Source organism: Endozoicomonas sp. Z74, from assembly GCF_057680865.1.
The window spans coordinates 1-25,251 of sequence record NZ_JBLYZI010000089.1 but is presented as its reverse complement, the minus strand read 5'-3'; the positions used below and the strand labels follow the sequence as shown (position 1 = coordinate 25,251).

Below are 25,251 nucleotides of genomic sequence, written 5' to 3'. Positions count from 1 at the left end.
TGATTAGTATGAATCATAAGGGTTACCTTTTTACGATTTAGATTTCAGTGATTTCACCCTCTATCTAAATCGGTAACCCTTCCCTTTTTTGAAGAGGGAATTGTCAGATCAGATCTGAACTAATGCAATAACCTGTAGCATTTCAGACCTGGCCTGACAGTTACCGATGTTCAATTATGGAAGTTCAGGCTTAATCAGCCGGAGTCTCATCGTATTTCTGCTGTTCTTTGATTTCTTCAACCCACCTGAATACTTCAGCCACCGGTTCGATCAGTTCACCGGGAATATAGTCGGTGATATTGAGGTCAAATAATGCATGGGCCAGGGGCACGTTTTCCAGAACCGGGATGCCTTCCTTTTCTGCGATTTTGATAATGAACCGGGCATGGCCACCACGACCTTTTACTGTAACCATGGGGAGCGGGGTCTGATCTTTCCGATAGCGAAGACCGATTGCCAGATGGGTCGGGTTCTTGATGACCACATCGGATTTGGAGGTATTTTCCGCAGAGTTCAGAATTTCCTGGTGAATCTCCTTCCGCTTGCTTTTGATTTCAGGGCTTCCTTCACTCTCTTTGTACTCTCTTTTTACTTCGTCCTTGCTCATGCGGTTCTGCTTCATAAAGTTATGCCGTTCGAACAGGTAATCCAGAACTGCAATCACAATAAAAGCGACCACAGAATAAAGCAGCAGCTTTTTCAGGAGGCTGCCGGTGACGGGAAGAATGCAGGAACTGCCACAATAGGGCATGTCCACCATGTCACCGATACTGGTGTAAATGACGTAATAAACCACGAACGATAGAAAGATGATTTTGATGATGGATTTGAAAAATTCCACCAGGTTTTTCATTGCGAATATTTTTTTCAGACCACCAATCGGGCTGATCTTCTGGATATCGGGTTTAATGGATTCGGCGGCGAACAGAATGCCGAATTGCAGAACATTACCGGCAATGGCTGAGATCATGGAGGCCGCCACCAGGGGAATAATTAATTCCATGGATTTTTCCAGAATGCCTTCGGTGACAATTTTAAAGGCTACAGCAAAGGGCTCGTTATACACCTGCGCTGGCAGTAACACCATCTCTTGAATGGCATTGATAAACGTATCGCTCATGGCCCAGAGCAGGGCGAGCACCGCAATCAGGCCCAGGGTCCCCGACACCTCCTTGCTTTTGGCTACCTGGCCTTTTTTCCGGGCATCCCGGAGTTTTTTGGGGGTGGGTTGTTCGGTTTTTTCGGCACTCATTTCCAGAGTACTCCCAGGGAATCAAATAACTGGGGAATGCCCATCATGTGCTTGCGCGACAACTCCATAATGGTGGCGACATACACCACCAGAATCGCTGCAGCGACACCGGACTTAATCGGCATGGCAAGGATAAAGACGTTAAGCTGGGGGGCTGACCGGCTGATCAGGGCAACGCCGAACTCAGTAATAAACATGGAAATAATCACCGGTGCGGACAGCCACATGGCCAGACCGATGATCAGGTCAAATTGATTCAGGAAAAAGCGAGCTGCTTCCTGGTTAAGGTGAGGGTAATAACTGAATACTGGCCAAGTGGAATAGCTCAGGAAAACGCTGTTCAACAGTAGCAGAAAAAGGCCGCTGGTCATGATCAGGGCAATAAATGCTTGGGAAAACAGGATACCCATAGGGGACGTTTCGGCTCCTGAGAAGGGGTTCATGGTGCTGGCCATGGACGCACCCCGCTGGTTATCAATGAAGAAACCGGCAGATTCCAGAGCCCAGAAAGGAATGGCGACACAGAAACCGATAATGGCTCCAATGAAGACTTCCTTCATGACAATGGCGCCCGTGATGTAGATAGAGAGGCTTTCCTCAGGTTTGGCTTCGGCGAGCATAGGGTGAAGAAATAAAACCAGTGATGCTGCTATGCCATTGCGAATCATGGCGCCCCCAAGGTTTTTTTTGTGCAGCAGAGGCAAAACAGTGAACAGGGCAACAATGCGGGGCATTCCCATTGAAAAGACATAAAACCAGTCCTTTATCTCATCAATGGGCAGAATCATGGTCTAGATCTCCGCGATCATTTTCATGATGGCCAGAGAAAAATGGTAAACCTCCAGCCCCATCCATCGGGCCGTGGCAAAAATGCTGATGATGACGGCAATCAGCTTGAAGGCAAAGGGCAGGGTCTGCTCCTGAATCTGGGTCAGGGCCTGGATCAAACTGATTAACAGCCCCACCGCCGAGGCGGCAATAATGGGCGGCATGGAAAGCAGCAGTGTCAGCATCAATGCCTGGGCAGTCAGGGTGAGAACATGTGGGTCAGCCATAACTTATTACCAGGGCGTGTATCAGTCTTGTCCAGCCATCCAGCAGTACAAACAGCAACAGCTTAAAAGGCAGGGATATGGTCATGGGCGAGACCATCATCATCCCCATGGCCAGCAGAATGTTGGAAACGATCAAATCGATGATGATAAAAGGCAGGTAGAGCAGAAACCCGATTTCAAAAGCCTTGGTCAGTTCGCTGATGCAGAACGAAGGCATCAGGATAATCAGGTCATCACCGGACAGCTGGGTCTGGTATTTTTTCGGCCAGAGAACCCGGGCGGTTTTCAGGAAAAAGTTGCGCTCCCTTTCAGTGGTGTTTTTTTTCAGAAACTCCCGATAGGGGGATACCACCATTTCCACATTTTCCATCCAGGTCCAGTCTTCGTCGGTCTGGAAGCTGATGTTTTCTTCCTGGATGATATCCCAGGCTTCAAACCCTACCGGCGCCATAATGTAAAGGGTCAGGATAATCGCCAGGGCATTCATGGCGATGTTCGGGGGGATTTGCTGAAGACCGGTGGCGTTTCGGAGAATGGAAAAAACAACAACCAGTTTCAAAAAGGAGGACCCCATGACCGCGGCAAACGGTATCAGCGCCATAAGCGCCAATGGGATCATCAAGTAAAATGGACTGGTTAAATTGAGGACGCCGCTTTCCATAGTCGCCTTCTGTTCATCGCCCCCTGCTTCTGGTCAGGGGCTGGTTTTATGGGCTACAGCTGTGCTCAGTCACCTGGGGATACCTGAAGAGAATCATTTATTCAGGCTGGTAATGCGTGCTCCCAGTCGGTTATCAATCTGTACCAACTGGCACTCGGCGATCAGTTTCCCATTGGCCCGGATTTTCACAGGCTGCTCAATTGGGCGGTCCAGCTCAAAAACAAAGCCAGGTTCCAGAGCTTGAAGCTGGTCTGCACTGAGCTGCTGGCGGCCAATCTCGAACAGCAGGTCCACATTGATGTCCGCCATATTTACGCCTGCCAGGCCTTCCTGGACGCTGCCTTCGGGCTCTTCGTTCAGTGAAGCCTCATCAGGCATTTGCTGGTCATCCACAGGCTGGTCATCAATAGCCTCGTCATCCATAGTGTCCACCCTTTGTTTGACGGTGATTTGGGTGCCGTCGGCTTCGCCCAGAAATGCGTTGGAGCGGCTGGTACGAATAATCAGTTGCTGACCGGTGACGTGTTGCTTCAGAAAAACAATGTCACCGCTTTCCAGCTGGCTGAGCTCTTCCCTGGACAACTGGGTTCTGCCCAGTTCCAGGCTTGCCCAAATAGGTATATCGGGCATTTCTCCGCCGATATGAGGAGGGAGTCCTTTCAGCAATTCAAAAAGGGTTGGGTTAGTGGCGACCAGGGCCTGATAGCGTGTGTCGGCGATATTGATGGTCAGTAACAGTTCTGCTGTCCCTGAGTGCCCTTTAACCCGTCTAAGACCCAGGAATTCAATGGCGGTGCCGGTAGTTTGCTGAAGCTGGCTGAGAACCGGTGTCAGGATGTGCTGTAAAGCGGCAAGCATCAGCTCCCGGGGAAGGGCAAGCACTGCCTGGATGTCCAGGTTGTCAGGCAGGAGAGCATTCAGGAGAGACTTGCCCATAAATAGCTGAACGGGCTGGCTGCTGATTTCAAGGTCCATGCAGAGATCGGGTAGATGTCTGTCTCCGGCATGATGGAGGGATAAATGCCAGTTCTGGTCACCCACTGAAACCGCCAGCTCAGTCTGTCTTGAGCCTAACAGTTGTGATAACTGAAGCTGGGAAGGTGCTACAGCCGGGTAATCCAGAAGTTCTGCGGCCATGGTTCAGTCTATGCCCTGGGGTTTTGTGAGGAGCTGTCCTGGTCATTGTCCTCCGCTACGTACTGGTTGCGGGAACGACCATCGTTCTGTTGATTGTCACCACCGGACATATTGATGTTGACCTGAACTTTTTCATTGCTGAACCGTTCAGCCAGTGATTTCTGCAGGCTGGCTTCGTGCTGTGCCAAGAAGTTGTTGGCTTCCGCAGAGGTTGTGTTCAGCGTTACGGTCAGTTCGCCGCCGTGGCGCTGGATGCGGATTTCAGTGCCCGGCAGAATGTTGTCTTTCAGGGATATGCGAATTTCTGCGCCATTGATAGCGTCTTTTGCCGACACTTGAATCTGATCTGCCATTTTCTGCAGGGTGGCATTGATCTCTTTGACACTGCTGGCCTGCTGCATTTCCCGAATCTGGTTGTCGGCCTTGAGCTGTGTCTGGCTGGCACTGGCCAAGGCCTGCTCGGACTGGTCTTTGCCAAATTGGGACTGGCCCTCTCCGCCGCCCTGTTCCTTCTCCTTGCGCTCACCCACAGCGCCTTTTCCTGTTTTGCTGCGTTCAGCCAGCAGGCTCTCCAGGCTCTGGTCCTTGGTATCGCCTTTCTTCTCTTTCTCTTTCTTCTCCTTTGCCATGCGGTCGGCAAAGTCGCTGGCCTGTTTGTCGGAGACCTGACGGCTCTGCTTGTTGTGGTCCGTTTGCTGGGGAGGGGGTGTCTGCTGGGCCTGACTGCTCTGGTTAAGACCGTCCATGGGCTGTCTCCTATTCTTTTGACCTGACCGTAAACTCTTCCATCTCAAGGTCTTCGATGCGGGCGGCCTCTTTGGCGGCCTCTTCATCCAGCACCTTGGTGAACTCTTCAAATTTCTGAACCGCCTGCATTGCCTTCATATGGGCCTCTTTTGCTGCTTCCAGAGCCTGTTCTTCATCAGCCACTTTTTTTTTGGCCTCCGAAACGGCTTCTTCGAGAGAGACGTCTTTCTCTCTCATGACGGCCACTTTCTGCTTCAGCTGGTCCAGAGCATTCTGGCGGACTTCCATATTGATAATGTTATCGTAAAGGTTCTGTTCTTCTTTACAGCGCCAGTCAATGTACTCTTCCAGCTCCTGTTGTTTTTTCTGAACTTCCAGTTTGGCGGTTTCAACCCGGTTCTTGCATTTGCGGACTTCATCGTTGGCCGCCTGCTCACGAATGTTTTTAATCTTCAACAGTTCATGCAGCATGGGCTCAGATACCTATAACCTGCCGAAGCTGGGCCAGTGTGTCATCGAAGTTGGTGAACTCATCGGTGCGCTGGCGCAGGAAGTTGCGAATGGCATCAATCTTCTGAAGGGCTTCATCGGCGACGGCATCAGCCCCCTGTTTGTATTCGCCCACTTTGACCAGCAGTTCGATTTCTTCGAACTTGGCCATCAGCTCCCTCATTTTGCCGGCGGCGGCCTGGTGCTCCTTGTCAGTAATGGCATTCATGACACGGCTGGCACTGGCCAGTACATCAATGGCCGGGTAGTGGTTGGCGGCGGCCAGCTTGCGTGAAAGGATAATGTGGCCATCCAGAATAGAGCGGGTTTCATCGGCCACCGGTTCAGTCATATCATCGCCTTCCACCAGCACTGTATAAAGTGCGGTTATGGAGCCGACATTGGACATCCCCGCCCGTTCCATCAGTTTTGGCAGGGTGGCGAACACTGACGGTGGAAAACCCCGGCGGGTGGGTGGCTCACCGGCTGCCAGACCGATTTCCCGCTGGGCCCGGGCAAATCGGGTCACTGAGTCCATCAGGAGCAGAACCCGCTTTCCTTTATCCCGAAAATACTCAGCAACGGCGGTTGCGGTGTAGGCTGCTTTCGCCCTCTCCATGGAGGATTTGTCAGAGGTGGCGACGATGATGACGGATTTCTTAACGCCTTCCGGTCCCAGGTCATGCTCAATGAATTCCCGCAATTCACGTCCCCGTTCCCCGATCAGTGCGAGGACGGTGACGTCCACTTCCGCCCCCTTGACCAGCATGGAGAGCAGGGTACTTTTACCCCCGCCGGCAGCCGCGAATATCCCCATCCTCTGGCCTTCACCGCAGGTGAGAACGCCATCCAGTACTCTGAGCCCGAGAGGCAGCGGGTGGTCTATGATTTTCCGGGTCATGGGGTCGGGGGCATCGGCGTACACTGGATAGTGGGTTTCTGGTTCAATACCCGTAAAGGCGTTTGGGTCCAAGGGGTTGCCCATGCCGTCCAGGACATGGCCCAGCAAATGAGGGCCAACTCCTACGTGGTGTACTTTCCCGGTAGGAATCACTTCTGTGGTGGAGGAGATGCCCATGATCTCTCCCATGGGGGAAAGCACGGTTTCATGTCCCTGGAAGCCGACCACTTCGGCGTAGCCGCTGCGTTCATCTCCGGGGGTCACCAGTTCACAGAGTTCACCAATTTTTACCCCAGGGACAGCGGCTTTGATGATCATGCCCTGGACTTCAGTCACCCGGCCGCGAATATCAACCAGTCGACTGCTTTCCACGGCACCCTGAAGGGCATTGGTAAGGTAATTGAGAGCGTCGGCCAAATCCTTGTCTCCATTCTTTTCATAAGAGTTGTCATGGGCAGTCCGACTTCAAAACAGACGCATGATTTAAGTGTAGATAGAGGGATGAGAGAAGAAAGGAGGGAAAAGAGAGCCGGAAGCATAAAACATGCCTCCGGTAATAAAAAGGTACCTAAACCATCATGCCCATATCGCCTGGGCCTCCGGGGCCTTGCTGGGCGGGTGGCGGAGTTTTCTGGGCTGGGGCCGCAGCTTGATTGTTGTTGTCCAGCTCACTGATGACCCATTCCAGGGTGTTAACAAACTTTTCCAGTGTTGACTCAAAAGAACCGTAATCCACTGAGGCCTGGAGGGAACGAATCAGGAGAACTTCTGACTTGTCGTGATTCAGGGCCAGGAAGGCTCCCTGCATACTGTGATGCTGAAGGTTGAGTGACAGCATCTTTTCAAACAGCTCGGTTTTGGCGGTGTCATGGGCGTCCATGGGTTTGACGGAAGAGACAAATACCAGTGCTTCGTCTTCCTCCAGGTACTCCATGTTGACGATCAGCGTGTCATCAAAACAGAGACCGCAGGCGTCGTGCTCATTTAGACTGAGTTCTCCCAGGCCGATGCTCTGGGCAAAGTGTTGTAGATTTTCTTCTACATTCTGCTTGAAAGACATCTGGCCTTACCCTCCAATGGTATCCATAGTCATGCGTCGGTTAGTTCGATTAATTATCAGTATATATCGCCTTAGGCGGTTGTGTTGTTAAATACACTCTTGAAACCGTCATCGGCCAGTGCATCGGTTTTATGACAGAATATAATGTTCGTTTTTTGGTGGAGTGGAAGATTGGTTGTGGGAACGGATGAATACTGGATGAGTATGGCTCTGCAGGAAGCGGAAAAAGGCCGGGACAAAGGTGAAGTTCCTGTGGGTGCGCTGATTGTGAAAGAAGGGCAGGTGATTGCCCGGGCTTTTAATCAGCCCATCTCCAGCTCCAATCCAGTGGCCCACGCCGAAATTCTGACGCTGGAGCTGGCAGGAAGGGCGGTCAATAATTACCGGCTGGTGGACTGTGATCTTTATGTAACCCTTGAGCCCTGTACCATGTGTGCCGGAGCGATCATTCACAGTCGTATTCGCCGCTTGGTCTATGGGGCCTCGGAGCCAAAGGCCGGAGCCATCTCCAGTGCTTCCAGGGTTCTTGAGCAGCCTTTTATGAATCACAGGGTTCAGGTGACCGGAGGTGTGCTGGAGACGGAGTGCAGTGCCATCATCAGTGATTTTTTTCGGGAGCGGAGGCTCCAGATTCGTGAAGAGAGAAAAAAGAAGCGCCTTTCACCGCCTTAATGGATTCGATGTAGTGGCCGCAGGCTTATAAAGTAGTCATTTATCCCTCTGGATAGCTGGTTTCTGCGGGGCGGTTTCGATTATCATAAGCAACCTTTGATTATCCCCCTGAGAAGAGAGGCTGCTGCATAGGACTGTGGAGATTGTTCTCGCCGATCAACAGGCCTGCTTTCTGGTCAATATCCGGCCTGGAGCAGGTTCGGCACGAATGTTTCCTTCAATGCACCAGCTCCAAAGAGCCCGAGGACAGACCTGAACATGCTGATACTGCGTGGCGCCCCTGCACTTTCCGAGTTTCGCAGCCAGAAGCTGCTTGATCTATTGCAGAACAAAGTGCCAGAGGTCACCTGTGTTGTTGCTGAATTCCAGCACTTTATAAAAACACAATCGGAACTGAGTGAGAAGCAGGAAGACATTCTTGCCCGATTGTTGACCTATGGTCCCAAAATTACCCAGGTCGAACCGGAAGGCGTCAGTTTTCAGACGCACTTTCTGGTGGTTCCCCGCCCAGGTACCATTTCCCCCTGGTCAAGCAAGGCAACCGACATCGCCCACAACTGTGGACTGGAAACCCTTCAACGGATTGAACGGGGAACCTTCTATACCCTTTTTTCCAGCAGTGAACTCAGCACAGATCAGCAGCAGTTGATCGAAGGCTGCCTCCATGACCGGATGACCCAGGCGGTGCTTTACCGGTCAAATGAAGCCGAATGCCTGTTTGCAGAAGCAGAACCTGCGCCCCTTATGACGGTGCCTGTGCTTTCCGGAGGGCGTGAGGCTCTTGCCTCGGCAAACCAGTCCCTGGGACTGGCCCTGGCAGAGGATGAAATTGACTACCTGGTGGACAGTTATAAAAAGCTGGAGCGGGATCCCAGTGATGTTGAGCTGATGATGTTTGCTCAGGCCAACTCTGAGCATTGCCGCCATAAAATTTTCAATGCGTCATGGACCATCGATGGACAGGAGCAGGACCTCTCTCTGTTCAAAATGATCCGTAACACCCATGCCATGAGCAAAGAGGGGGTGTTGTCTGCCTATAAAGACAACGCGTCCGTTATTGAAGGGTTCAAAAGCGACCGGTTCTATCCGGAAGCGGATAGCCGGAAGTACGGTTATACGTCGGAAGACATTCATATCCTGATGAAGGTGGAAACCCATAACCACCCCACGGCTATTGCGCCCTGGGCGGGAGCGGCCACCGGTTCCGGCGGAGAAATCCGTGATGAGGGGGCTACGGGTAAAGGCTCTAAACCCAAGGCAGGCCTGACGGGCTTTACCGTATCCAATCTGAATATCCCCGGCTATGAACAGCCCTGGGAACAGGACTATGGCAAACCCGGGCGCATAGTTTCCCCTCTGGATATCATGATTGACGGCCCTCTGGGTGGCGCCGGATTCAACAATGAATTTGGCCGCCCAAACCTCTGCGGGTATTTCCGGACCTTTGAGTCCCGGGTCAAAGGGCCAGCTGGCCACGAAGTCCGTGGTTACCACAAGCCGATCATGCTGGCGGGTGGCCTGGGCAATATCAAGGCCGAGCATGTGGAAAAAGGGGATATCCCGGTCGGTGCAAAGCTGATTGTCCTGGGTGGGCCCGCCATGCAGATTGGCCTGGGGGGGGGGGCCGCCTCTTCCATGACCTCCGGCGAAGGGCAGGAGGATCTGGATTTTGCCAGTGTCCAGCGTGACAACCCGGAAATGGAACGCCGCTGTCAGGAGGTCATTGACGCCTGCTGGCAACAGGGTGAGCAGAATCCTATTGCTTTTATCCATGATGTGGGTGCCGGAGGGCTGTCCAATGCCCTGCCTGAACTGGTCAGTGATGGTGGCCGGGGTGGTCATTTCCAGTTGCGGGACATTAATAATGATGAGCCGGGCATGTCACCACTGGCGTTGTGGTGTAACGAATCCCAGGAACGTTATGTTCTGGCGGTGGCAGCAGAAGATCTGTCCCGCTTTGAGGCCATCTGTAAAAGAGAACGCTGTCCTTATGCGGTGGTGGGTGAGGCTATTGAGAACCCGCACCTGCTGGTGGAAGACCGTCATTTTGGCAATCAGCCGGTGGATATGCCCCTGGATGTGCTGCTCGGCAAGCCACCCCGCATGCATCGTGAGGTGAAACGGCAACGGTTCCAGCGTGAGGCTCTGAACCTATCGGGTATCCGGTTGGAAGAGGCGATGGAAAGGGTGCTCAAGCTGCCTTCTGTGGCCAGTAAGAACTTCCTGATCACCATTGGTGACCGCACGATCACCGGTCTGGTTAATCGGGACCAGATGGTTGGGCCCTGGCAGGTTCCGGTGGCCGATTGTGCCGTCACCGCTGCTTCCTTTAATGGGTATACCGGTGAAGCCATGGCCATGGGAGAGCGGACGCCGCTGGCCCTGATTGATGCCCCTGCTTCCGGCAGAATGGCGATTGGCGAGTCGATTACCAATATTGCCGCAGCCAATATCAAGCAACTGGGCGACATCAAATTGTCTGCCAACTGGATGGCGGCGGCAGGCCACCCCGGTGAAGATGAGAATCTGTACGACACTGTCAAGGCAGTGGGGATGGAACTCTGTCCGCAACTGGGCATTGCCATACCGGTGGGTAAGGACTCTATGTCCATGAAGACCCAGTGGCAGGATAATGGCGAAGAGAAAAGTGTGACTGCGCCACTTTCACTGGTGATTTCCGCCTTTGCCCCGGTACAGGATATTCGCAGGACGGTCACACCTGAGCTGAGAACGGACAAGGGGAATACGGATCTCCTGCTGATTGACCTGGGTCGGGACCAGAACCGTCTGGGTGGCTCAGCCCTGGCCCAGGTATTTGGTCAAATGGGGGATGCTTCCCCGGATGTGGACTCCCCCGAGGATCTGAAAGGTTTTTTCGATGCCATTCAGGAGTTGATGAACAAGGGGCTGCTGCTGGCCTACCATGATCGGTCGGATGGCGGCCTGTTCACAACGCTGATGGAAATGACCTTTGCGGGTCACACGGGCATTGCCATTGATCTGGATAAGCTGGCCGGTGACCGGGATATGCTCATTCCCGCCCTGTTTAATGAAGAGCTGGGTGCGGTGATTCAGGTTCGTCATTCCGACAAAGGCAGGGTTAAGGACATTCTGGCCCAGCACGGTCTGGCGGCCTGCTCCCATACCATTGGTAAACTGGCCGAGGGCCAGCGGGTGACCTTTGGCTTCAATGGCTCTGAACTGATCAGTGAGAGCCGGATCAAGTTCCAGCGCTGGTGGGCGGAGACCAGTTACCGGATTCAGAGGATGAGGGACAATGCGGAATGTGCCCGGCAGGAGTTTGATAATCTTCTGGACGACCACGACACAGGTCTGCATGCTTCACTGCCTTACGATATCTCCGTGGATGTGGCGGCGCCTTACATTGCCACTGGTGTGCGCCCGTCCATTGCCATTCTGAGGGAGCAGGGGGTGAATGGTCAGGTGGAGATGGCTGCCGCCTTTGACCGGGCCGGGTTCAGTACTGTGGATGTGCACATGAGCGATATCCTCAGTGGGCACCGCAGCCTGGATGAGTTCAAGGGGCTGGTGGCCTGTGGCGGCTTTTCTTATGGGGATGTTCTTGGGGCGGGAGAAGGCTGGGCCAAGTCGATCCTGTTCAATGACCGTGCCCGGGAGCAGTTTGCGGCCTTCTTTGACCGCCGTGACAGTTTTTCCCTCGGGGTTTGCAACGGCTGCCAGATGCTGTCCAACCTCCATGACCTGATTCCAGGGGCAGAATGCTGGCCCCATTTCGTCCGGAATCAGTCTGAACAGTTTGAGGCCCGGTTGGCCATGGTGGAAGTTCAGAAAAGCCGCTCTATTTTCTTTGAGGGCATGGCAGGGGCGCGGATGCCTATTGCGGTGGCCCATGGCGAAGGTCATGCGGAATTTGCTGAGCCAGGCCATCCTGCAGTGCTGGATAACAACCGTCAGGTGGCTCTGCGCTTTGTCAACAACCAGGGGCGTCCCACCGTCCGTTATCCCTACAACCCCAATGGTTCAGTTCAGGGAGTGACGGGCCTGACCTCTTCGGACGGACGGGTCACCATCATGATGCCTCATCCTGAAAGGGTGTTCCGTACCGTCCAGAACAGCTGGCACCCCGATGAGTGGGGGGAGGATGCGCCATTAATGCGCATGTTCCGTAACGCCCGGGTCTGGGTCGACTGACTCGTTTGTTAGTGAATCCGGAGTGCTGGCAGCGAGTACTCCGGAACCTTTTTATCAAAGCCTTTTCTAAACTATGTTGTTCATTGTTTATACCCATCGCCTTTCAAGCTGCTACTTTGTTGGCTGCGGTCGCTCACCCCAGTCACTTAGTTGATCTAAGCTCCTGGGGGCGCTCTTTTGCCGCCTCGTAGCGGCTTGAAATCCTTTGGGTATACCAAGGTTTCTTTGGGCTTTTTTTTTTGGAGATCTTAGCCATGATACAGAGGAAGACGGCGGCCTTTCTGGCCGCGCTTGTGCTGATATCGCTGTCGGGCTGTATGTCGGACACTACGGGCACTACCTACTCGAGCAGTGAAGCAAGACAGATGCAGGTGGTTCGCTTTGGAACCGTAGCGGATGTTCGCATGGTCAAGCTGGAAGGGACGGAAGGCGAAGTGGGTACCCTTGCGGGCGCCGCTGTTGGAGGTATTGCTGCTTCCAGTATTGGTGGTCAGCGGGAAGGTGCCATTGCGGGTATTGCTGGAGCAGTAGCCGGTGGTGTTCTGGGTCATATGGCGGAGAAAAAGCTCACCACCCAGCAGGGGGTTGAGTTGACCATTCGTCTTGAAGACGGTTCCTATATTTCTGTCGTTCAGCAGGCGGACCCCAACGCCCCGTTCAGTAACGGAGATCGGGTCAAAGTGCTCAGCCAGGGGTCAACCAGCCGGGTGGTTAAGGTTCAGTGAGCTTCGACCGGCATACGGTTGCGGTAATCGACCACGGCCAATCCTTTTTTCTCTGGTTCCAGCAGATAATAGGCAATGGTTGAGTGCTTCATGTTCTCAATCTCAAAAGGAATATTGGGCCTGAACTGAAAAGTGCCCAGATAGCGGGCCTGGGGGTAATCCTTCTCCAGGCGCTTTTGAACGATGGCGGCGTCATGGACACCCTCCTCTACGACAATGATTCCCCCCTTTTTCCTGAAGTCCTTTTCATCGAGCCAGAGGCTCTGGGAAGGCGTCAGGTTTGAAAAGGGGACAGTGTTCTGGCGGGTGTAGGCCGTCATTCCCATTACGTGATAATGAACTCCGCCAAGGTAGGGCAGGGGGCTGTCTGATACCTGCCCCCAGAGTTGTTCTGCCCTGGCCATCATCTCCCTTGCCGCAATGAATTCATCAGCCCGCCAGTAGTCATCCCGGAAATACGGTTTGTAATAGAGGTAACTGATTCGCAGCCCCCAGAGGAGGAAGCCCATCAGCAGGCAGCTGATGGCGGTTCTCCTGAAACGCTGTGAATCGACCTTTCGGTTCAGTAGTACTAGAAGTAACAGGGGCAGCCAGGCGAAGTAGGGCGTGGCCCAGCGTGGTACCAGTTTATCTGCGGTCAAAGCCCCCACCATCAGAGTCAGCAGTGTTGGACCCAGGGCAATGCAGTACAGATATCCTTTTTTGAATTGTGCACTGGCCTTGTCCAGGTTCCGGTGGGGTTGATCTTTTCTGGCCGTTCGGAGCAGGGGAATACTGAGCAGTAAAAAAGGAAGTACATTGCCGAGGCAGTTAATCAGAAAATCCAGGGGGGACTTGAAAAAAGCGCCCCAGGTTTTGACAACCGTCACTTCAGGGTGCTCAAAATAGATGTCGTCTACATAATGGAAGCCGGGGTAATCGTGCCGGTGCATCCAGATCAGGTGGGGGGCAAAAATGATCAGGGCTATTACCGCTGCGAACCAGGGGGCAGGGCTTTTCAGGCTGCTTCTTCCTTTAGGGGTGGCCAGGATGCTCAGGGCTATTGGTGCCAGAATGAGCACTGCCTGGTATTTGGTTAACAGGGCCAGGCCGGTGAGGATACCGGTGATTAGCCAGTATCGGGTGTACCCATACTGGACCGCGTAATAGCAATAAAGTGCTAGAAAGGCCCAGACCGTAAATTGCAGGGTATCGGGTGTGAAGCGCTCCGCCTGCTGGCTGTAGAACAGAACTCCCGTTAGCAGAAAGACCGATAGCGCGGCGCTTTGTGGATCCAGATACTCCCTGGCCAGTTGCCAGATGCCGATAAAGCTCAAGGCAATAGCCAGCTGCGCCAGCAGGTAAAGAGGGAGATCGGGGTTATCGGACAGGTTACCAAAAGTTGCCGTTAGCCATGCTGCCAGTGGGGGGTGTTTGTCGTACCCCCACTGCCAGAGATTTCCCCAGGAATAGCTTTCCAGGGTGTCATAGACGGGATTGGTTCTGACAGCCCAGGGACCCAGGGTCCAGACAGTGATTTGCAGCAGGCAGAGAGCCGCCAGCCACCGTTCCGGTTTTATTTCTGCAGTATGCGCACTGGATGAAGGGGGCGCTTGAACTTGATGATCAACCATAAAACCCTTTTGACCCTTGAGGGTGAGCAGATACCTCTTAGGGGCTGTTGAGGTTTTATCATGTGCTCAGCCAAAGCCAGCGCTTCCGTGGCTAGGCGCAGCAGCGCAGGAATACTCATGTCTTTCAAGCTGCTGCAACGACGTTACGGAAGTGCCGGCTTTGGCCCTTCGGGTGATTCGTAAAGCGGCCTTCCGACTGTGTTGAACTGGCTTGACGTAGAATAACTACGCGCTGCGCCAGTTCGCCTTGTGTAAGGCCGCTTTACGAACCACTGAACTCACGATAAAACCTCAACAGCCCCTGACAACTGTGAATCAATGAGGAAATGACCATCGGACGGTAAACGCTGTGGATTTTCCTCAAAACGGCAGCTCGGCACGCCCCGTGAATGAGGTGCTTTTTTTTTGAGCTGATAAGTATTTATAACAGGTAATTTGCGCGCTGCGCTATATTTTGCCACTGTGTCGATGGGTGAGCGGTAACGGAGGGGTCAGTTACGAGTGGGGAGCTTCGTTAGGCTGGCCCCCGAATCCGTGCAGTCAGAGATGAACTGGCTGCTCAGAAGGTAGTTGAATTCCTTATGCCGGGCTTCGCTGTGGTCGGGAAGAGGGGGCTGGCTATTATTCAGGCCAGGATGGCACATGATCAGTCCTCGATCCGGAAGCTGTTGTAACCACTGCCTCATCAATTCTGGGAAGGGCGCAGTGGGAGTCAGGGAGTAGACACCCGCAAAGGCACTATTGGTTTTCAGGCCAGCCTGTTGAAGGCCTGTCCGTAACGGCTTAGCACCAGACTGAACAATCACCCGGGTTTTCAGCCAGGAGACGCTGGAGACCATCGGGCTGACACTTCTCACCCACAGAGGAGGCAATGCCATCTTTCTGATAACCGCCAGCAAGGCTTTTCTTACGCCTGGTAAATGGTGAACATGCTGGTGGCCATCGATGAAGTCCGGTGGCGATCCTGTGATCTTAATGAAGTATTCAAGTTGTAGGGAGATTTCCTTCTCAAGTTCCGGGCCTTTAAGCAGGCCCAGATGGCTTCGGGAAAGCATCGGAAATAGTCCGGGAAGCCCCTTTTTGAAGGAAGGGCTGAGCCCGGGGCCTTCCGTGAAATTGAGGTGAAGCCCGATATCCAGGGAATCCCGGAACTGGATGAGTTCATGAATGTTTTCATGCCAGGCGGGTGCTGTCACCAGGCAACTGGTGGCCTGGATACGTTGAAGGCTGGCCAGTTTTATAATGGCTTCAGATACCCCCGGATGCATCCCGAAATCGTCCGCACAAAGGGTGATTCTTTTCATTTAAAGGCCCAGTATTTGCTCAGGGTGAAGGTGGCAAAGGGGACCGTTGCCAGAACAATAAAGCTGGCCAGCAGATAATTGAGGCTGGTGTAGGTCAGCAGCAATGAATACAGGCCCTGATTAAGGGCGAAGCTGCACAACAATTGAGTGATCAGAAACTTCATTGCGCTGCTGTGTAATGCGTGGCTTTTATGATTAAACGTCCAGAGACTTTGTCCCAGGTAACTGGCGATAAAAGCGAACAGAAAGGCGATGACATTCGCCCCAAGCGGGGGAAGGAGTTCTGCTTCGACTACAAAGTTGAGGATGCCCAGGTGGATGGCGGCAGCCAGGGATCCGACGAGGGCGAACTTGATCAACTGAGCAATGCCGCTTTTCATTCCTGAGTATGTCATTACGATGCGTTATCCCTGCCGGACGGCCCGGTGTTTTCTGAAGGGGCGGCGGAGTCAGGGGAAAAGCCGGTTTGTTTCTGAATCAGGTAGGGGGGGCGCTGCTTAACTTCATTAAAGATGCCGGCAATGTATTCCCCCAGAACACCAAGAGAGAGCAGCTGTATTCCCCCGATAAACGTCAATGCAACAATAACAGTAGGCCAGCCAGGCAGTTCACTGCCAAGTACTAAAGTGCGAAACAAAATATAAAAAGCGTAAAAGAAGGAAATAAAAGAGATCAGCAGCCCCAGGGCTCCCACCATGCGCAGGGGAAAAGTGGTAAAAGAGGTAATGCCGGACAGTGCCAGGTTGGTCAGCTTGCCATAGCCCCAGCCGGACTCTCCGGCCAGGCGGTCCTGCACTTCGAAGGGGACGCCAATGCTTTTGAAGCCGACCCAGGCATAAATGCCTTTCATAAAACGTCCGCGTTCAGGCATGCCTTTCAGGGCAGTGACTACTTTTTTACCCATAAGACGGAAGTCGCCGGCATGGGCTGGCACATCAATGCCTGTGCTGGATTTCATAATCCGGTAAAACAGTTGTGCGCCCTGCTTTTTAAAGAACGACTCATTGTTACGGTCGGATCGAACGCCATACACCATGTCATAGCCTTGCCGCCAGTAATTGACAAACACTGGAATCATGTCAAGTGGGTGTTGGAAATCGGCATCAATCAGCAGTACGGCATCCCCTTCAGTGGCATTGATGCCGGCAGTCAGGGCTGTTTCCTTGCCAAAGTTTCTGGAAAGGGCAATGAGCTTGATAGAGGGCCATTTTTTCTGGCACTGCTCAACCAGTTCAACGGTATTGTCGCTGCTGCCATCATCCACCACGATAATTTCAAACCGGGGCGTTATGGCTTCTAACTGTTCGCTCAGTGCTTTCAGAAAAGGGGTTACTACTTCGGCTTCATTGAAGGCCGGTACGACACAACTGAGGTAGGGTGTATCGTTATGAGGCATCATCTCTCCATTTGTTCTGGAAGCGATTAAGGGTTCTCACCATTGTATCGTCTGCCAGCTTAAGGTTTTACCGTCCATGCTACAGGAAAATTAAAAAAACGATGGTAGCAAGAAATGTCGGGCTTTGTGACTGTTTTTGTCAAGAAAACGTCAGCTATCTTAAGGGCGGATCCTGAACCAGTGATGAACGTTTTGTGGGAGTGTGGCAATCCATTATGTAAAATTAGACCGCTGTTTTACTGGTGATCATATGGGTAAGTTGATTGCATGGTATTCTCCCCCGGGAGAAACGGAACCAGGCTGATGTCTCATAGGTGCCATTAACAATTGAGGGTTGACGATGAGAAAGGAAACCATTCTGGCCATTGTGGTGGTGGTTGCAGTGGTGGGCATTGCCCTGGGGTGGCTGCTGCTTTCATCCCCATCAGAGACTGAGCCGCTGGCTAAGGAACCTCCGGTGGTGCCGGTAACCGGTGAGATAAAGCCTGTGGTTAAAGACAATAATGCGGGGGAGGCCGCTAATCGATCTGAAGAGTCTCTGGACTCAGGGGCGGGGGATGAAGAGACCCGTATCATATTGGTGGATCCGGACAATGGTGAACTCAGTGAGCTGCTTTCTGAAAAAGTGATCCGCAACGACAAGGTGGTTGATAAATAAGCTTCCTGGGCAGCCGATGAAATTCGCACAGCGGACTGCCTGTAAGAGATATCTCACGGATTTACGGGCGATTGCTGCTATTGCCTGAGCAAACCGGCTGATAACTTAAATCTTGCAAGGATTGCACTTTTCACATGGACGTGAACCCACCCGGAAACGGGTGGGCTTTTTTTTGCCTTTCATTTTCCTTTCCGGCTTCTGCTCTCCGTTTTCGGCGCCACCGGTGTTTGACAACATGGGCTTGTGGCATTTCCCGCTGATGTTATTCTTGAGTTTTGGTCTGCTTTATTCATAGGCCTTAAACGATGGATGCTGCTTTCATTTATCAGCCACAGGGCAGGGGTAAGAGTAATGTCGATGTTGATTGAGCCGGAGATGCTGGCGACCTTGATCAATGATGACGGGCTGGTGATTGTGGATGCCCGTTACAGTCTGGCGGAACCGGGGGAAGGCCTTGAATTGTATCGACAGGGGCATCTTCCCGGTGCGGTCTATGGGGACCTTGGCAGAGACTTGTCGGGGTCGGTCATCGTTGGAGAAACAGGAAGGCACCCTCTGCCCTCTCCTGAGGCATTTGAGCAAACGTTGCAGGGTTGGGGGGTTAACCCGGATTCAAATGTGGTGATTTACGACGATGGTGGTCATGCCATGGCGGCCCGGGCCTGGTGGTTGTTCCGCTGGGCGGGCCTCAAACAGGTGAGTATCCTTCATGGTGGTATGAAAGCCTGGCTGGCTTGTCGTTACCCGGTGACCACGGAGTTTACAGAGAAGACTCCGGGTACCCTTAAGGTCACTGGCAACGGAATGCCCGTTATTTCAGCGGATGAGCTGCTGCAGGGAATGAACGCATCCCGTTACACCCTGGTCGATGCAAGGGCCAGGGAGCGTTTCAGTGGAGAAATTGAACCTCTGGACAGCCAGGGGGGACATATCCCCGGGGCATTGTGCCGACCCTTTGCGGAGAATCTGGACGAGCATGGCCGATTTCTTTCTCCTGAGCATCTGAGGGAAGCATTTGCTGAGATCATCGATCCCCAGAAAACCACCGTCTTTTACTGTGGCTCAGGGGTAACCGCCTGTCATAATATGTTTGCCTACGAATACGCCGGATTGAAGGGAGCTATGCTCTACCCCGGCTCCTGGAGTGAGTGGATTACAGACCCCCGGCGTCCTATTGCCAGGGGGAAATGAAGCGGGCTCCTGGCAGCCTGTCGGGCTTATGCTTTCGAGCATAAAATTCAGCAGAACGAGTCAAATCTTTCGATGGATTCGTGCGAATACCCATAGGGCACAAGTAGTGGGTCTATTTAATCGAATTCATCGAAAGATTAGGCCGTTCTTTCTGGATTTTAGGCCGAAATTGTCGTAAGCCCGACAGGCTGCTAGCCATCAAACTAATCCTTTCCGTTTAAGAGGGGTCAGCTCCCGGATATGTTCCTGGCTGGCCAGCCTCCCCACCAGCTGGTGCTGGTTAGTGCAGCCTGACACACACATCCTGACCTCATAATGCCCTCTCTCCGGAATCAGTTCGGCCGTGAAGCTTTTCAAGTGCAGGCCGCTTTCCTGGCTGCAGTGAAGCACGTCTTCAAGGCTGGCGGGGTTGTCGGTGGTGATTAACCGGAGATTAAGCTCGCTCACAACAGGTTTCCTTTATTGTCGGTTCAGTTCACGATTCGTCATGCCAAAAAAAAAGCCCCCGGACCAGTTCTGGTGCGGGGGCCTGTTTTTGCTTTTCAGCTATCCACAACAGGCCCCCCGGCACATCATCTTGCCGAGTTTAATGGTCATCATGGAGATGGCTGAAAAGGTCATGTAGGTAAAATCACTTAAAATTTAAAACTGTATGAACTTATACCAGAGGGTGCCTGGGTTGTAAAGTATCCAGGCTGGATGTTGGGCAGCCGTTATTATTCTCCGCTCCTTATTGATTCCCCGGAGCAGGTGCAATTGCGGGGGGAGGATTAGTCCAAGCCTTGAGGATGAGAATGGGGTAGAATCGCGGTTGGTGCGATGACTTTGTATACGGTTTCACACTGTTGAGAGCGGCTGCTGGCTGCTTGGATTGTTTTTGACTTCCGGTGAGATTGAATGAACCCATGGCGTGCAGACAGCTGGAGAGAGATGCCGATGCTCCAGCAGCCAGAATACCCAGACCAGGCAAACCTGAATAGAGTAGAGCAGCAACTGGCTGCAATGCCGCCTCTGGTGTTTGCCGGAGAAGTGAATGAGTTGAGGAACCGTCTGGCCGATGCCACGGCAGGAAAAGCTTTCCTGCTTCAGGGGGGGGATTGTGCCGAGAGCTTTCTGGAGTTTTCCGCAGATAATATCCGGGATACCTTCAAGGTTCTGATGCAGATGGCGGTGGTGCTGACCTTTGGCGCCACTTGCCCGGTGATCAAGGTGGGCCGTCTGGCCGGCCAGTTTGCCAAACCGCGGTCGTCCGGGACTGAAATCGTCAACGGTGTAGAGTTGCCCATCTATCGCGGCGATATCATCAATGGCACCGAATCGACCGAAGCGTCCCGGATTCCTGACCCGGAACGTATGCTGAAGGCCTATCACCAGGCATCTGCCACTTTGAATCTGCTGCGGGCCTTCGCCCAGGGCGGCCTGGCATCCCTTGAGCAGGTTCATGCCTGGAACCTGGATTTTGTTTCTTCCAGTCCTCAGTCAGACCGCTATCAGCACATGGCTGACCGGATTGATGAGACGCTTGACTTTATGAGGGCCTGCGGGATTTTTGCCGAGCACTCCCAGGTGATTCGTGAAACCAATTTCTACACCTCCCACGAAGCTCTGCTGTTGCCTTATGAACAGGCACTGACCCGTCAGGACAGCATGAGTGGCAAATGGTATGACTGTTCTGCCCATATGCTCTGGGTAGGAGACCGGACCCGGCAGGTTGACGGCGGTCATGTGGAATTTGTCCGTGGCATACAGAACCCCATTGGTCTCAAGTGCGGACCGTCACTGCCACCGGATGAGCTGATCGAGCTGATTGACCTGATCAACCCGGATAATACTCCGGGTCGGCTGAACCTGATTGTACGAATGGGTGCTGACAAGGTAGAAGAAGGGCTGCCACCATTGCTGAGGGCCGTTCAGAAAGAAGGGCGCAATGTTCTCTGGAGTTGTGACCCCATGCATGGCAACACGTTCAAGGCAGGTAACGGCTTCAAGACCCGCGAGGTAAGCCGGATTCTTTCTGAGGTGGAACAGTTCTTTGCGGTGCATCAGGCAGAGGGTACCTATGCGGGTGGGGTGCACTTTGAAATGACCGGTCAGAATGTCACGGAGTGCATTGGAGGTGCCAGGGAAGTCACTGAAGACAGCCTGGGCAACCGTTACCACACCCACTGTGATCCCCGGCTGAATGCCGACCAGGCTCTGGAACTGGCGTTTCTGATTTCTGAAACCATGAAAAAGTGTCGGCAGCTGAAAGATTAAATGCCCTCTGAGGTCTGCCCATGAAAGGTTGCTCCATAAAAGCCAGAATCGACATCGTCCAGGGAGATATTACCACCCTGGCGGTGGACGCCATTGTCAATGCTGCCAATGCAGGCTTGCTCGGCGGAGGTGGGGTGGATGGTGCGATTCATCGAGCGGCTGGCCCTCAACTTCTGGAAGCCTGCCGAAAGCTGGGAGGCTGTCCTACGGGTGAAGTCCGGATAACTCCGGGGTTTGATTTACCGGCCCGTTATGTTTTCCATGGGGTGGGTCCTATCTGGCAGGGCGGTCACAGTGGCGAGCCGGAGCTTTTAGCGGGATGCTATCATCATGCACTGCAACTGGCGGAAGAAAAGCAGCTGAGCAGTCTTGCTTTTCCTGCCATCAGTTGTGGCGTCTACGGTTACCCCCATGCTGAGGCGGTTGAAGTGGCGCTGGAAACTGTGATCGGCTGGTTGAAACAGCACCCGTGGCCGGAAAAAGTGGTGTTTGTTCTGTTCAGCCCTGAAATGGCGGCACTTTATGAAAGCAGGCTGGCAGAGGTTGTAAAATAATCTTTCTGGTCATGGCGGCTTGACTTATGGAGCTGAAAGCATATGATAGCTGTCGCCTAACGGGGTATAGCGCAGTCTGGTAGCGCGCCTGCTTTGGGAGCAGGATGTCGGGAGTTCGAATCTCTCTACCCCGACCAGTTCACTCATGGCGTTCCTGAATCAGCGCTTAACCGGAGCTGAATTGACAGTCATCACCCGATGGCTAGAATAGCGGGAACCCTTGGGGTTGAATCGGTGTGTAGCGCAGCCTGGTAGCGCACTTCCTTCGGGAGGAAGGGGTCGGAGGTTCAAATCCTCTCACACCGACCAGTAAAAACAAGAGCTTACAGAAATGTGGCTCTTTTTTTATGTCTGAAATTTGGCGAATGAGAACAAAAATGAGAACACAACAATCGTTTAAATAATGTACGTCGTTTATCTTGAGCCCTTCACTTTGGGCGCTGTAGCGCGCCGCACGGTTTGAGATTTTGCGAAAATAGGTTTGAGATCAATTTTCAATTCCATGAAATGAATATTTATTCGCTAATTTTAGATAAAAAGTCCCTGACTATTCTAAGTGTGGGTAAAGGCTGTTCTGTGTCAGATAGCTTCATACACAGCGCTCTATGCAGCTGCTTAGGCGTCGCCTTCGGAAAATCCCGTACCAACAATAGCAGAAAATCTAAGGCCTCGGGATGGTCGTGAAAATAGCCTTTTGGGACAGACTTATATTCACCTCCCAACCTCGCCCAACCATTCTCTTTTACTTGTCGCCGCCAGCGCATTAAGGTAGCCCTGCTTAGCTGCTCTATCCTTGAGTGGATGCCTTCAGTTGGTTCGATTCTACGGGCTTTATAATCGGCTATCAGATGCTTAATAGCCTCTTCCTGATTAACGCCTTCTTTGGTCTGTTTGTACTCTTCTAGCGTCCTCAGCAAAGCGGCCTTGTCCGTTTGCCGCTCTTTAGCCTTTGTGGAAAGCCTTGCAAGGGCTTCCAGATCAGCCAAATGATCAGTACCACTATAAGCTTTTGCCAGCTCTCTATACGCCTCAGAATGCTTTAAGACTTCGTTGCAGCTTTCATCTTTACTCTTACTCATAACGCCTCTCTCTCCGTAATAGAAAGATAGACAGCTTGGAGTTGAAATTGTTCTTATCATTTACTCGAGTTCAGTCTTCTTTTTCTGGCTTTTCGAATAGCTTCATATATTGCCTGTGCGCTTAGCTGATATTTATAAGCAAGAGTGGAGACATTAAATCCATTAAACTCTTTGAAGACAAACTCTTCCCTAATCACAGAACGCAAGCGAGAACAGGAGCTCAAATAAAACCCTCGACCTCCTGCAAAAAACGATAATGCTGACATCACAACATTAACCAGCTCATAGGTTTTTTCCTCATCAAGACAGCCAGAAAAAAAAGCTTTGATTGAGTCGACTATCAAGACTGAGTAAACTGGCCAAAGGGACTGTTTACCACCACGCCAAATTGGCCGTATTTTAGCGCTTCCATCTACTTCTCCCCAATTGTACCCATTCTCATATATCAGGTCAAAAGTATTAATGACATCCATCATTTTATTGATTCGTTCATACTGGTCTCGATTATTTTTAAAGTGCCAGTATGCCTTATGCAGAACAATAAATTCCTCTATGATGTTTTTATTACTGGGCAAATAGGGTTGTATCGGCCCAATGTCAAAGCAAAGATAAAGGAGGCAGGAATCTATCATCTTTAAATACTTTTGATCATAGTTAGCTCTATTGAGTTCTCCATGAATAAAGTCAGATATCTCAACCAGACTTTTAGGCCAATAGGTCTTATCATGAGCTACTTCAAAATCCAGACCCATTTTTAAATCTTTAATATCATCAAAGACAAACCTTTTATTTATGCTCATAGCTTCACCCTCGCCCAAAACCACGAGGCACTTTGGCTTTCCAGAGTGCCTTTTCAAAAGTTATTACAAAAATCAATCATCCAGCCAAGGACAGACCATTACATCAACAATCTTGTGATTGATGTTATCTTCTCCGTTATCCAGTTTCTCACGCTTGATTACTGCGTGTGCTTTTGCCCTAAGTGAAGTCGGAACAACCAATAGGCTCGGATTGATTCTGAGCAGGGAGCCAGATTCAGACCTCTGTTTGACCATATTGCTATACACCTTGTCAAAGTTGTCTGTATTTAGTTCCTCTTTTGAGGCAGCACCCAGTTGCCAGAATGAGAAGCCTGCATTACCACGGGCACGAACACCGTAAAGGAACTCATCCTTGAGGAAAGCATGGCTATCCATATCAAAGTTATCCTTGTTGCGGTTTACGCCCTGTAGAGCCGGTTTAATACGCTCCTGCCAGATCAGGGGCTTGATGGTTCTGGTTGTATCCAAAAGAAACCAGGGCGCATTGCCTTGACCACTGCCATAGACGTTGGAAACCACTTTCGGAGTAGTTCCGTCGGCCTCGAAACCGCTGGGGTGGTCAGTATCAAAGAAGAACTGTCCATCAAAGCACTTCTCTGTAAAACCAGCTTTAAGCAGGCTGTAAACCAGCTCATCAGGGTATTCTCTGGCAACCCTGCCCATTTCCTTAAACAGGGGCCCGTACTTGCCATAGTCGTTGTCTTCAAAGTCTGTTCGTTTGACCTTGATAGAGGATTCATACAGCTTGTTCTCAATAGAGTATTTGTGGGTAGACAGCTCTTTGAGCATTCTCTCCCCTATCCACTCTTTCAGCATGGGAAACTCTTCAAGCCAGCCGTATGCAGTGCTGCCGCTGGACGATCCGGCCTCCATAGCCACCTGCAAATAAAGCGGCGTGCCCTCCGCCATTCCGTCATCAAATTTCTTAGCAAATGCGGTGCTGGCTTCATAGATCAGTTCACCGAGGTTATCTGACATTGTCACTCTCCTTTTAGCCTTGATGGTTTAATTAATTAAGTTGTGAAAAGCGGCTTTCTATAAAGCTTGAAAACTGCTCTTCTTCAATTCCGATTTCACGACACACTGCCTTCTGCGTATGAGATAGTTTACCCTCTACTTCTTTAGGAACCCCTTTAGTTCGGTGTTCGGTTAAATAACCGTAAGCGGGTTTATGCTGTTTAATGAACTCAATGGACTTCATGGCTTCTTCATAACCAGATGCCCGACAGGCCGCCAAATAAAACTTTCTTTCACAGGGCGCTATATAGCCATCGACGATTAATTCATCAATAGCGCCTGTAGGCGCTGTTCAAATTAAATGTTGCTAACATGGTCTATACTCCCTGAGCATGAGAATTGTCGTGTAAAGTGGAGTTCCAGCCATGAAACCTCAGCAATTCCAAGACATCCTGAAGTCCATACCCATGATGTCCCCAGAGCAGATCGGTGTCCTCCATAAAACTCTGCCGCCCTCACCCATTGCCGGTGATGCACAAGGTATTTCCGG

At 52.0% G+C, this 25,251-nt stretch carries 25 protein-coding genes and 2 tRNA genes; 9 read left to right on the top strand and 18 right to left on the bottom strand.

Annotation, left to right across the window (positions count from 1 at the left end; all coding sequences use genetic code 11):
• Positions 1 to 190 precede the first annotated feature (190 nt).
• The 9 genes from sctU to ACNRUY_RS20295 form a co-directional block, all read right to left on the bottom strand.
• Positions 191 to 1,252 (bottom strand): type III secretion system export apparatus subunit SctU, encoded by a 1,062-nt coding sequence (gene sctU / locus ACNRUY_RS20335; protein ID WP_488113492.1) that lies wholly within the window; start codon positions 1,250 to 1,252, stop codon positions 191 to 193.
• Complete coding sequence (gene sctT, locus ACNRUY_RS20330) at positions 1,249 to 2,040, bottom strand: type III secretion system export apparatus subunit SctT (protein ID WP_488113491.1); 792 nt, start codon at positions 2,038 to 2,040, stop codon at positions 1,249 to 1,251. The genes sctU and sctT overlap by 4 nt, the downstream gene beginning before the upstream one ends.
• A 3-nt stretch (positions 2,041 to 2,043) precedes the next feature.
• Positions 2,044 to 2,307, bottom strand: a complete 264-nt coding sequence (sctS, locus tag ACNRUY_RS20325; RefSeq protein WP_488113490.1) for a type III secretion system export apparatus subunit SctS — start codon at positions 2,305 to 2,307, stop codon at positions 2,044 to 2,046.
• Positions 2,300 to 2,968, bottom strand: coding sequence for a type III secretion system export apparatus subunit SctR (gene sctR, locus ACNRUY_RS20320; protein WP_488113489.1), 669 nt, complete (start codon positions 2,966 to 2,968; stop codon positions 2,300 to 2,302). The genes sctS and sctR overlap by 8 nt, the downstream gene beginning before the upstream one ends.
• A 93-nt stretch (positions 2,969 to 3,061) precedes the next feature.
• A complete protein-coding gene (sctQ, locus tag ACNRUY_RS20315) occupies positions 3,062 to 4,105 on the bottom strand; it encodes a type III secretion system cytoplasmic ring protein SctQ (RefSeq protein ID WP_488113488.1) in 1,044 nt (347 codons plus the stop codon).
• An 8-nt stretch (positions 4,106 to 4,113) separates the two neighbouring features.
• Complete coding sequence (locus tag ACNRUY_RS20310) at positions 4,114 to 4,851, bottom strand: type III secretion HpaP family protein (RefSeq protein WP_488113487.1); 738 nt, start codon at positions 4,849 to 4,851, stop codon at positions 4,114 to 4,116.
• 10 nt (positions 4,852 to 4,861) lie between these two features.
• Entirely contained in the window at positions 4,862 to 5,323 is a 462-nt protein-coding gene (gene sctO, locus ACNRUY_RS20305) for a type III secretion system stalk subunit SctO (protein WP_488113486.1), read from the bottom strand.
• 4 nt (positions 5,324 to 5,327) lie between these two features.
• Complete coding sequence (gene sctN / locus ACNRUY_RS20300) at positions 5,328 to 6,659, bottom strand: type III secretion system ATPase SctN (protein WP_488113485.1); 1,332 nt, start codon at positions 6,657 to 6,659, stop codon at positions 5,328 to 5,330.
• 151 nt (positions 6,660 to 6,810) lie between these two features.
• Positions 6,811 to 7,302, bottom strand: a complete 492-nt coding sequence (locus ACNRUY_RS20295; RefSeq protein ID WP_488113484.1) for a type III secretion system chaperone — start codon at positions 7,300 to 7,302, stop codon at positions 6,811 to 6,813.
• A gap of 177 nt (positions 7,303 to 7,479) precedes the next feature.
• Between ACNRUY_RS20295 and tadA the strand changes: the two genes are divergently transcribed.
• From tadA to ACNRUY_RS20280, 3 genes are all read left to right on the top strand, one after another.
• Positions 7,480 to 7,974 (top strand): tRNA adenosine(34) deaminase TadA, encoded by a 495-nt coding sequence (gene tadA / locus ACNRUY_RS20290; RefSeq protein WP_488113483.1) that lies wholly within the window; start codon positions 7,480 to 7,482, stop codon positions 7,972 to 7,974.
• 258 nt (positions 7,975 to 8,232) lie between these two features.
• Positions 8,233 to 12,147, top strand: a complete 3,915-nt coding sequence (purL, locus tag ACNRUY_RS20285; protein ID WP_488113482.1) for a phosphoribosylformylglycinamidine synthase — start codon at positions 8,233 to 8,235, stop codon at positions 12,145 to 12,147.
• Between the two features lie 254 nt (positions 12,148 to 12,401).
• Entirely contained in the window at positions 12,402 to 12,872 is a 471-nt protein-coding gene (locus ACNRUY_RS20280; protein ID WP_488113481.1) for an outer membrane lipoprotein, read from the top strand.
• Here the strand turns inward: ACNRUY_RS20280 and ACNRUY_RS20275 are convergent.
• From ACNRUY_RS20275 to ACNRUY_RS20260, 4 genes are all read right to left on the bottom strand, one after another.
• Positions 12,866 to 14,485 carry a glycosyltransferase family 39 protein gene (locus ACNRUY_RS20275; RefSeq protein ID WP_488113480.1) on the bottom strand — a complete coding sequence of 540 codons (1,620 nt, stop codon included), beginning with the start codon at positions 14,483 to 14,485 and terminating at the stop codon, positions 12,866 to 12,868. The two genes, ACNRUY_RS20280 and ACNRUY_RS20275, sit on opposite strands and share 7 nt — an antisense overlap.
• Positions 14,486 to 14,976: 491 nt before the next feature.
• Complete coding sequence (locus ACNRUY_RS20270; protein ID WP_488113479.1) at positions 14,977 to 15,789, bottom strand: ChbG/HpnK family deacetylase; 813 nt, start codon at positions 15,787 to 15,789, stop codon at positions 14,977 to 14,979.
• Positions 15,786 to 16,184 (bottom strand): GtrA family protein, encoded by a 399-nt coding sequence (locus ACNRUY_RS20265; RefSeq protein WP_488113478.1) that lies wholly within the window; start codon positions 16,182 to 16,184, stop codon positions 15,786 to 15,788. The genes ACNRUY_RS20270 and ACNRUY_RS20265 overlap by 4 nt, the downstream gene beginning before the upstream one ends.
• Positions 16,184 to 17,188, bottom strand: coding sequence for a glycosyltransferase family 2 protein (locus tag ACNRUY_RS20260; RefSeq protein WP_488113477.1), 1,005 nt, complete (start codon positions 17,186 to 17,188; stop codon positions 16,184 to 16,186). The genes ACNRUY_RS20265 and ACNRUY_RS20260 overlap by 1 nt, the downstream gene beginning before the upstream one ends.
• Before the next feature lie 337 nt (positions 17,189 to 17,525).
• Between ACNRUY_RS20260 and ACNRUY_RS20255 the strand changes: the two genes are divergently transcribed.
• Both ACNRUY_RS20255 and ACNRUY_RS20250 read left to right on the top strand, forming a co-directional pair.
• Positions 17,526 to 17,843: a hypothetical protein gene (locus tag ACNRUY_RS20255; protein ID WP_488113476.1), complete on the top strand. Its 318-nt coding sequence runs from the start codon at positions 17,526 to 17,528 to the stop codon at positions 17,841 to 17,843.
• Positions 17,844 to 18,194: 351 nt separating this feature from the next.
• Entirely contained in the window at positions 18,195 to 19,034 is an 840-nt protein-coding gene (locus ACNRUY_RS20250) for a sulfurtransferase (RefSeq protein WP_488113475.1), read from the top strand.
• A 198-nt stretch (positions 19,035 to 19,232) separates the two neighbouring features.
• On the opposite strand, the gene ACNRUY_RS20245 is transcribed toward ACNRUY_RS20250, so the two are convergent.
• Positions 19,233 to 19,481, bottom strand: coding sequence for a hypothetical protein (locus tag ACNRUY_RS20245; protein WP_488113474.1), 249 nt, complete (start codon positions 19,479 to 19,481; stop codon positions 19,233 to 19,235).
• A 450-nt stretch (positions 19,482 to 19,931) separates the two neighbouring features.
• Here ACNRUY_RS20245 and ACNRUY_RS20240 point away from each other — a divergent pair, with 450 nt between their 5' ends.
• The 4 genes from ACNRUY_RS20240 (at position 19,932) to ACNRUY_RS20225 (ending at position 22,153) form a co-directional block, all read left to right on the top strand.
• Positions 19,932 to 21,290 (top strand): class II 3-deoxy-7-phosphoheptulonate synthase, encoded by a 1,359-nt coding sequence (locus ACNRUY_RS20240; RefSeq protein WP_488113473.1) that lies wholly within the window; start codon positions 19,932 to 19,934, stop codon positions 21,288 to 21,290.
• 20 nt (positions 21,291 to 21,310) lie between these two features.
• The gene (locus tag ACNRUY_RS20235; RefSeq protein ID WP_488113472.1) at positions 21,311 to 21,844 is read left to right on the top strand and encodes an O-acetyl-ADP-ribose deacetylase; all 534 of its coding nucleotides are present in this window, start codon (positions 21,311 to 21,313) and stop codon (positions 21,842 to 21,844) included.
• Between the two features lie 60 nt (positions 21,845 to 21,904).
• Positions 21,905 to 21,981 (top strand) — tRNA-Pro (locus ACNRUY_RS20230).
• 95 nt (positions 21,982 to 22,076) lie between these two features.
• Positions 22,077 to 22,153: transfer RNA gene (locus ACNRUY_RS20225), tRNA-Pro, on the top strand.
• 206 nt (positions 22,154 to 22,359) lie between these two features.
• Here the strand turns inward: ACNRUY_RS20225 and ACNRUY_RS20220 are convergent.
• From ACNRUY_RS20220 to ACNRUY_RS20205, 4 genes are all read right to left on the bottom strand, one after another.
• Positions 22,360 to 22,923, bottom strand: a complete 564-nt coding sequence (locus ACNRUY_RS20220; RefSeq protein ID WP_488113471.1) for a hypothetical protein — start codon at positions 22,921 to 22,923, stop codon at positions 22,360 to 22,362.
• Positions 22,924 to 22,979: 56 nt separating this feature from the next.
• The gene (locus ACNRUY_RS20215; protein WP_488113470.1) at positions 22,980 to 23,723 is read right to left on the bottom strand and encodes a Mor transcription activator family protein; all 744 of its coding nucleotides are present in this window, start codon (positions 23,721 to 23,723) and stop codon (positions 22,980 to 22,982) included.
• Between the two features lie 72 nt (positions 23,724 to 23,795).
• Entirely contained in the window at positions 23,796 to 24,722 is a 927-nt protein-coding gene (locus tag ACNRUY_RS20210) for a Mu-like prophage major head subunit gpT family protein (RefSeq protein WP_488113469.1), read from the bottom strand.
• Positions 24,723 to 24,753: 31 nt separating this feature from the next.
• Positions 24,754 to 24,945 (bottom strand): hypothetical protein, encoded by a 192-nt coding sequence (locus tag ACNRUY_RS20205; RefSeq protein ID WP_488113468.1) that lies wholly within the window; start codon positions 24,943 to 24,945, stop codon positions 24,754 to 24,756.
• Positions 24,946 to 25,251: the final 306 nt, after the last annotated feature.

What these genes read in the sequence shown, in the direction of transcription:
- sctU (WP_488113492.1), bottom strand. Translation starts at nt 1,252, where the DNA reads ATGAGTGCCGAAAAAACCGAACAACCCACCCCCAAAAAACTCCGGGAT.
- sctT (WP_488113491.1), bottom strand. Translation starts at nt 2,040, where the DNA reads ATGATTCTGCCCATTGATGAGATAAAGGACTGGTTTTATGTCTTTTCA.
- sctS (WP_488113490.1), bottom strand. Translation starts at nt 2,307, where the DNA reads ATGGCTGACCCACATGTTCTCACCCTGACTGCCCAGGCATTGATGCTG.
- sctR (WP_488113489.1), bottom strand. Translation starts at nt 2,968, where the DNA reads ATGGAAAGCGGCGTCCTCAATTTAACCAGTCCATTTTACTTGATGATC.
- sctQ (WP_488113488.1), bottom strand. Translation starts at nt 4,105, where the DNA reads ATGGCCGCAGAACTTCTGGATTACCCGGCTGTAGCACCTTCCCAGCTT.
- ACNRUY_RS20310 (WP_488113487.1), bottom strand. Translation starts at nt 4,851, where the DNA reads ATGGACGGTCTTAACCAGAGCAGTCAGGCCCAGCAGACACCCCCTCCC.
- sctO (WP_488113486.1), bottom strand. Translation starts at nt 5,323, where the DNA reads ATGCTGCATGAACTGTTGAAGATTAAAAACATTCGTGAGCAGGCGGCC.
- ACNRUY_RS20295 (WP_488113484.1), bottom strand. Translation starts at nt 7,302, where the DNA reads ATGTCTTTCAAGCAGAATGTAGAAGAAAATCTACAACACTTTGCCCAG.
- purL (WP_488113482.1), top strand. Translation starts at nt 8,233, where the DNA reads ATGCTGATACTGCGTGGCGCCCCTGCACTTTCCGAGTTTCGCAGCCAG.
- ACNRUY_RS20280 (WP_488113481.1), top strand. Translation starts at nt 12,402, where the DNA reads ATGATACAGAGGAAGACGGCGGCCTTTCTGGCCGCGCTTGTGCTGATA.
- ACNRUY_RS20275 (WP_488113480.1), bottom strand. Translation starts at nt 14,485, where the DNA reads ATGGTTGATCATCAAGTTCAAGCGCCCCCTTCATCCAGTGCGCATACT.
- ACNRUY_RS20270 (WP_488113479.1), bottom strand. Translation starts at nt 15,789, where the DNA reads ATGAAAAGAATCACCCTTTGTGCGGACGATTTCGGGATGCATCCGGGG.
- ACNRUY_RS20265 (WP_488113478.1), bottom strand. Translation starts at nt 16,184, where the DNA reads ATGACATACTCAGGAATGAAAAGCGGCATTGCTCAGTTGATCAAGTTC.
- ACNRUY_RS20260 (WP_488113477.1), bottom strand. Translation starts at nt 17,188, where the DNA reads ATGATGCCTCATAACGATACACCCTACCTCAGTTGTGTCGTACCGGCC.
- ACNRUY_RS20255 (WP_488113476.1), top strand. Translation starts at nt 17,526, where the DNA reads ATGAGAAAGGAAACCATTCTGGCCATTGTGGTGGTGGTTGCAGTGGTG.
- ACNRUY_RS20250 (WP_488113475.1), top strand. Translation starts at nt 18,195, where the DNA reads ATGTCGATGTTGATTGAGCCGGAGATGCTGGCGACCTTGATCAATGAT.
- ACNRUY_RS20240 (WP_488113473.1), top strand. Translation starts at nt 19,932, where the DNA reads ATGAACCCATGGCGTGCAGACAGCTGGAGAGAGATGCCGATGCTCCAG.
- ACNRUY_RS20235 (WP_488113472.1), top strand. Translation starts at nt 21,311, where the DNA reads ATGAAAGGTTGCTCCATAAAAGCCAGAATCGACATCGTCCAGGGAGAT.
- ACNRUY_RS20220 (WP_488113471.1), bottom strand. Translation starts at nt 22,923, where the DNA reads ATGAGTAAGAGTAAAGATGAAAGCTGCAACGAAGTCTTAAAGCATTCT.
- ACNRUY_RS20215 (WP_488113470.1), bottom strand. Translation starts at nt 23,723, where the DNA reads ATGAGCATAAATAAAAGGTTTGTCTTTGATGATATTAAAGATTTAAAA.
- ACNRUY_RS20210 (WP_488113469.1), bottom strand. Translation starts at nt 24,722, where the DNA reads ATGTCAGATAACCTCGGTGAACTGATCTATGAAGCCAGCACCGCATTT.
- ACNRUY_RS20205 (WP_488113468.1), bottom strand. Translation starts at nt 24,945, where the DNA reads ATGAAGTCCATTGAGTTCATTAAACAGCATAAACCCGCTTACGGTTAT.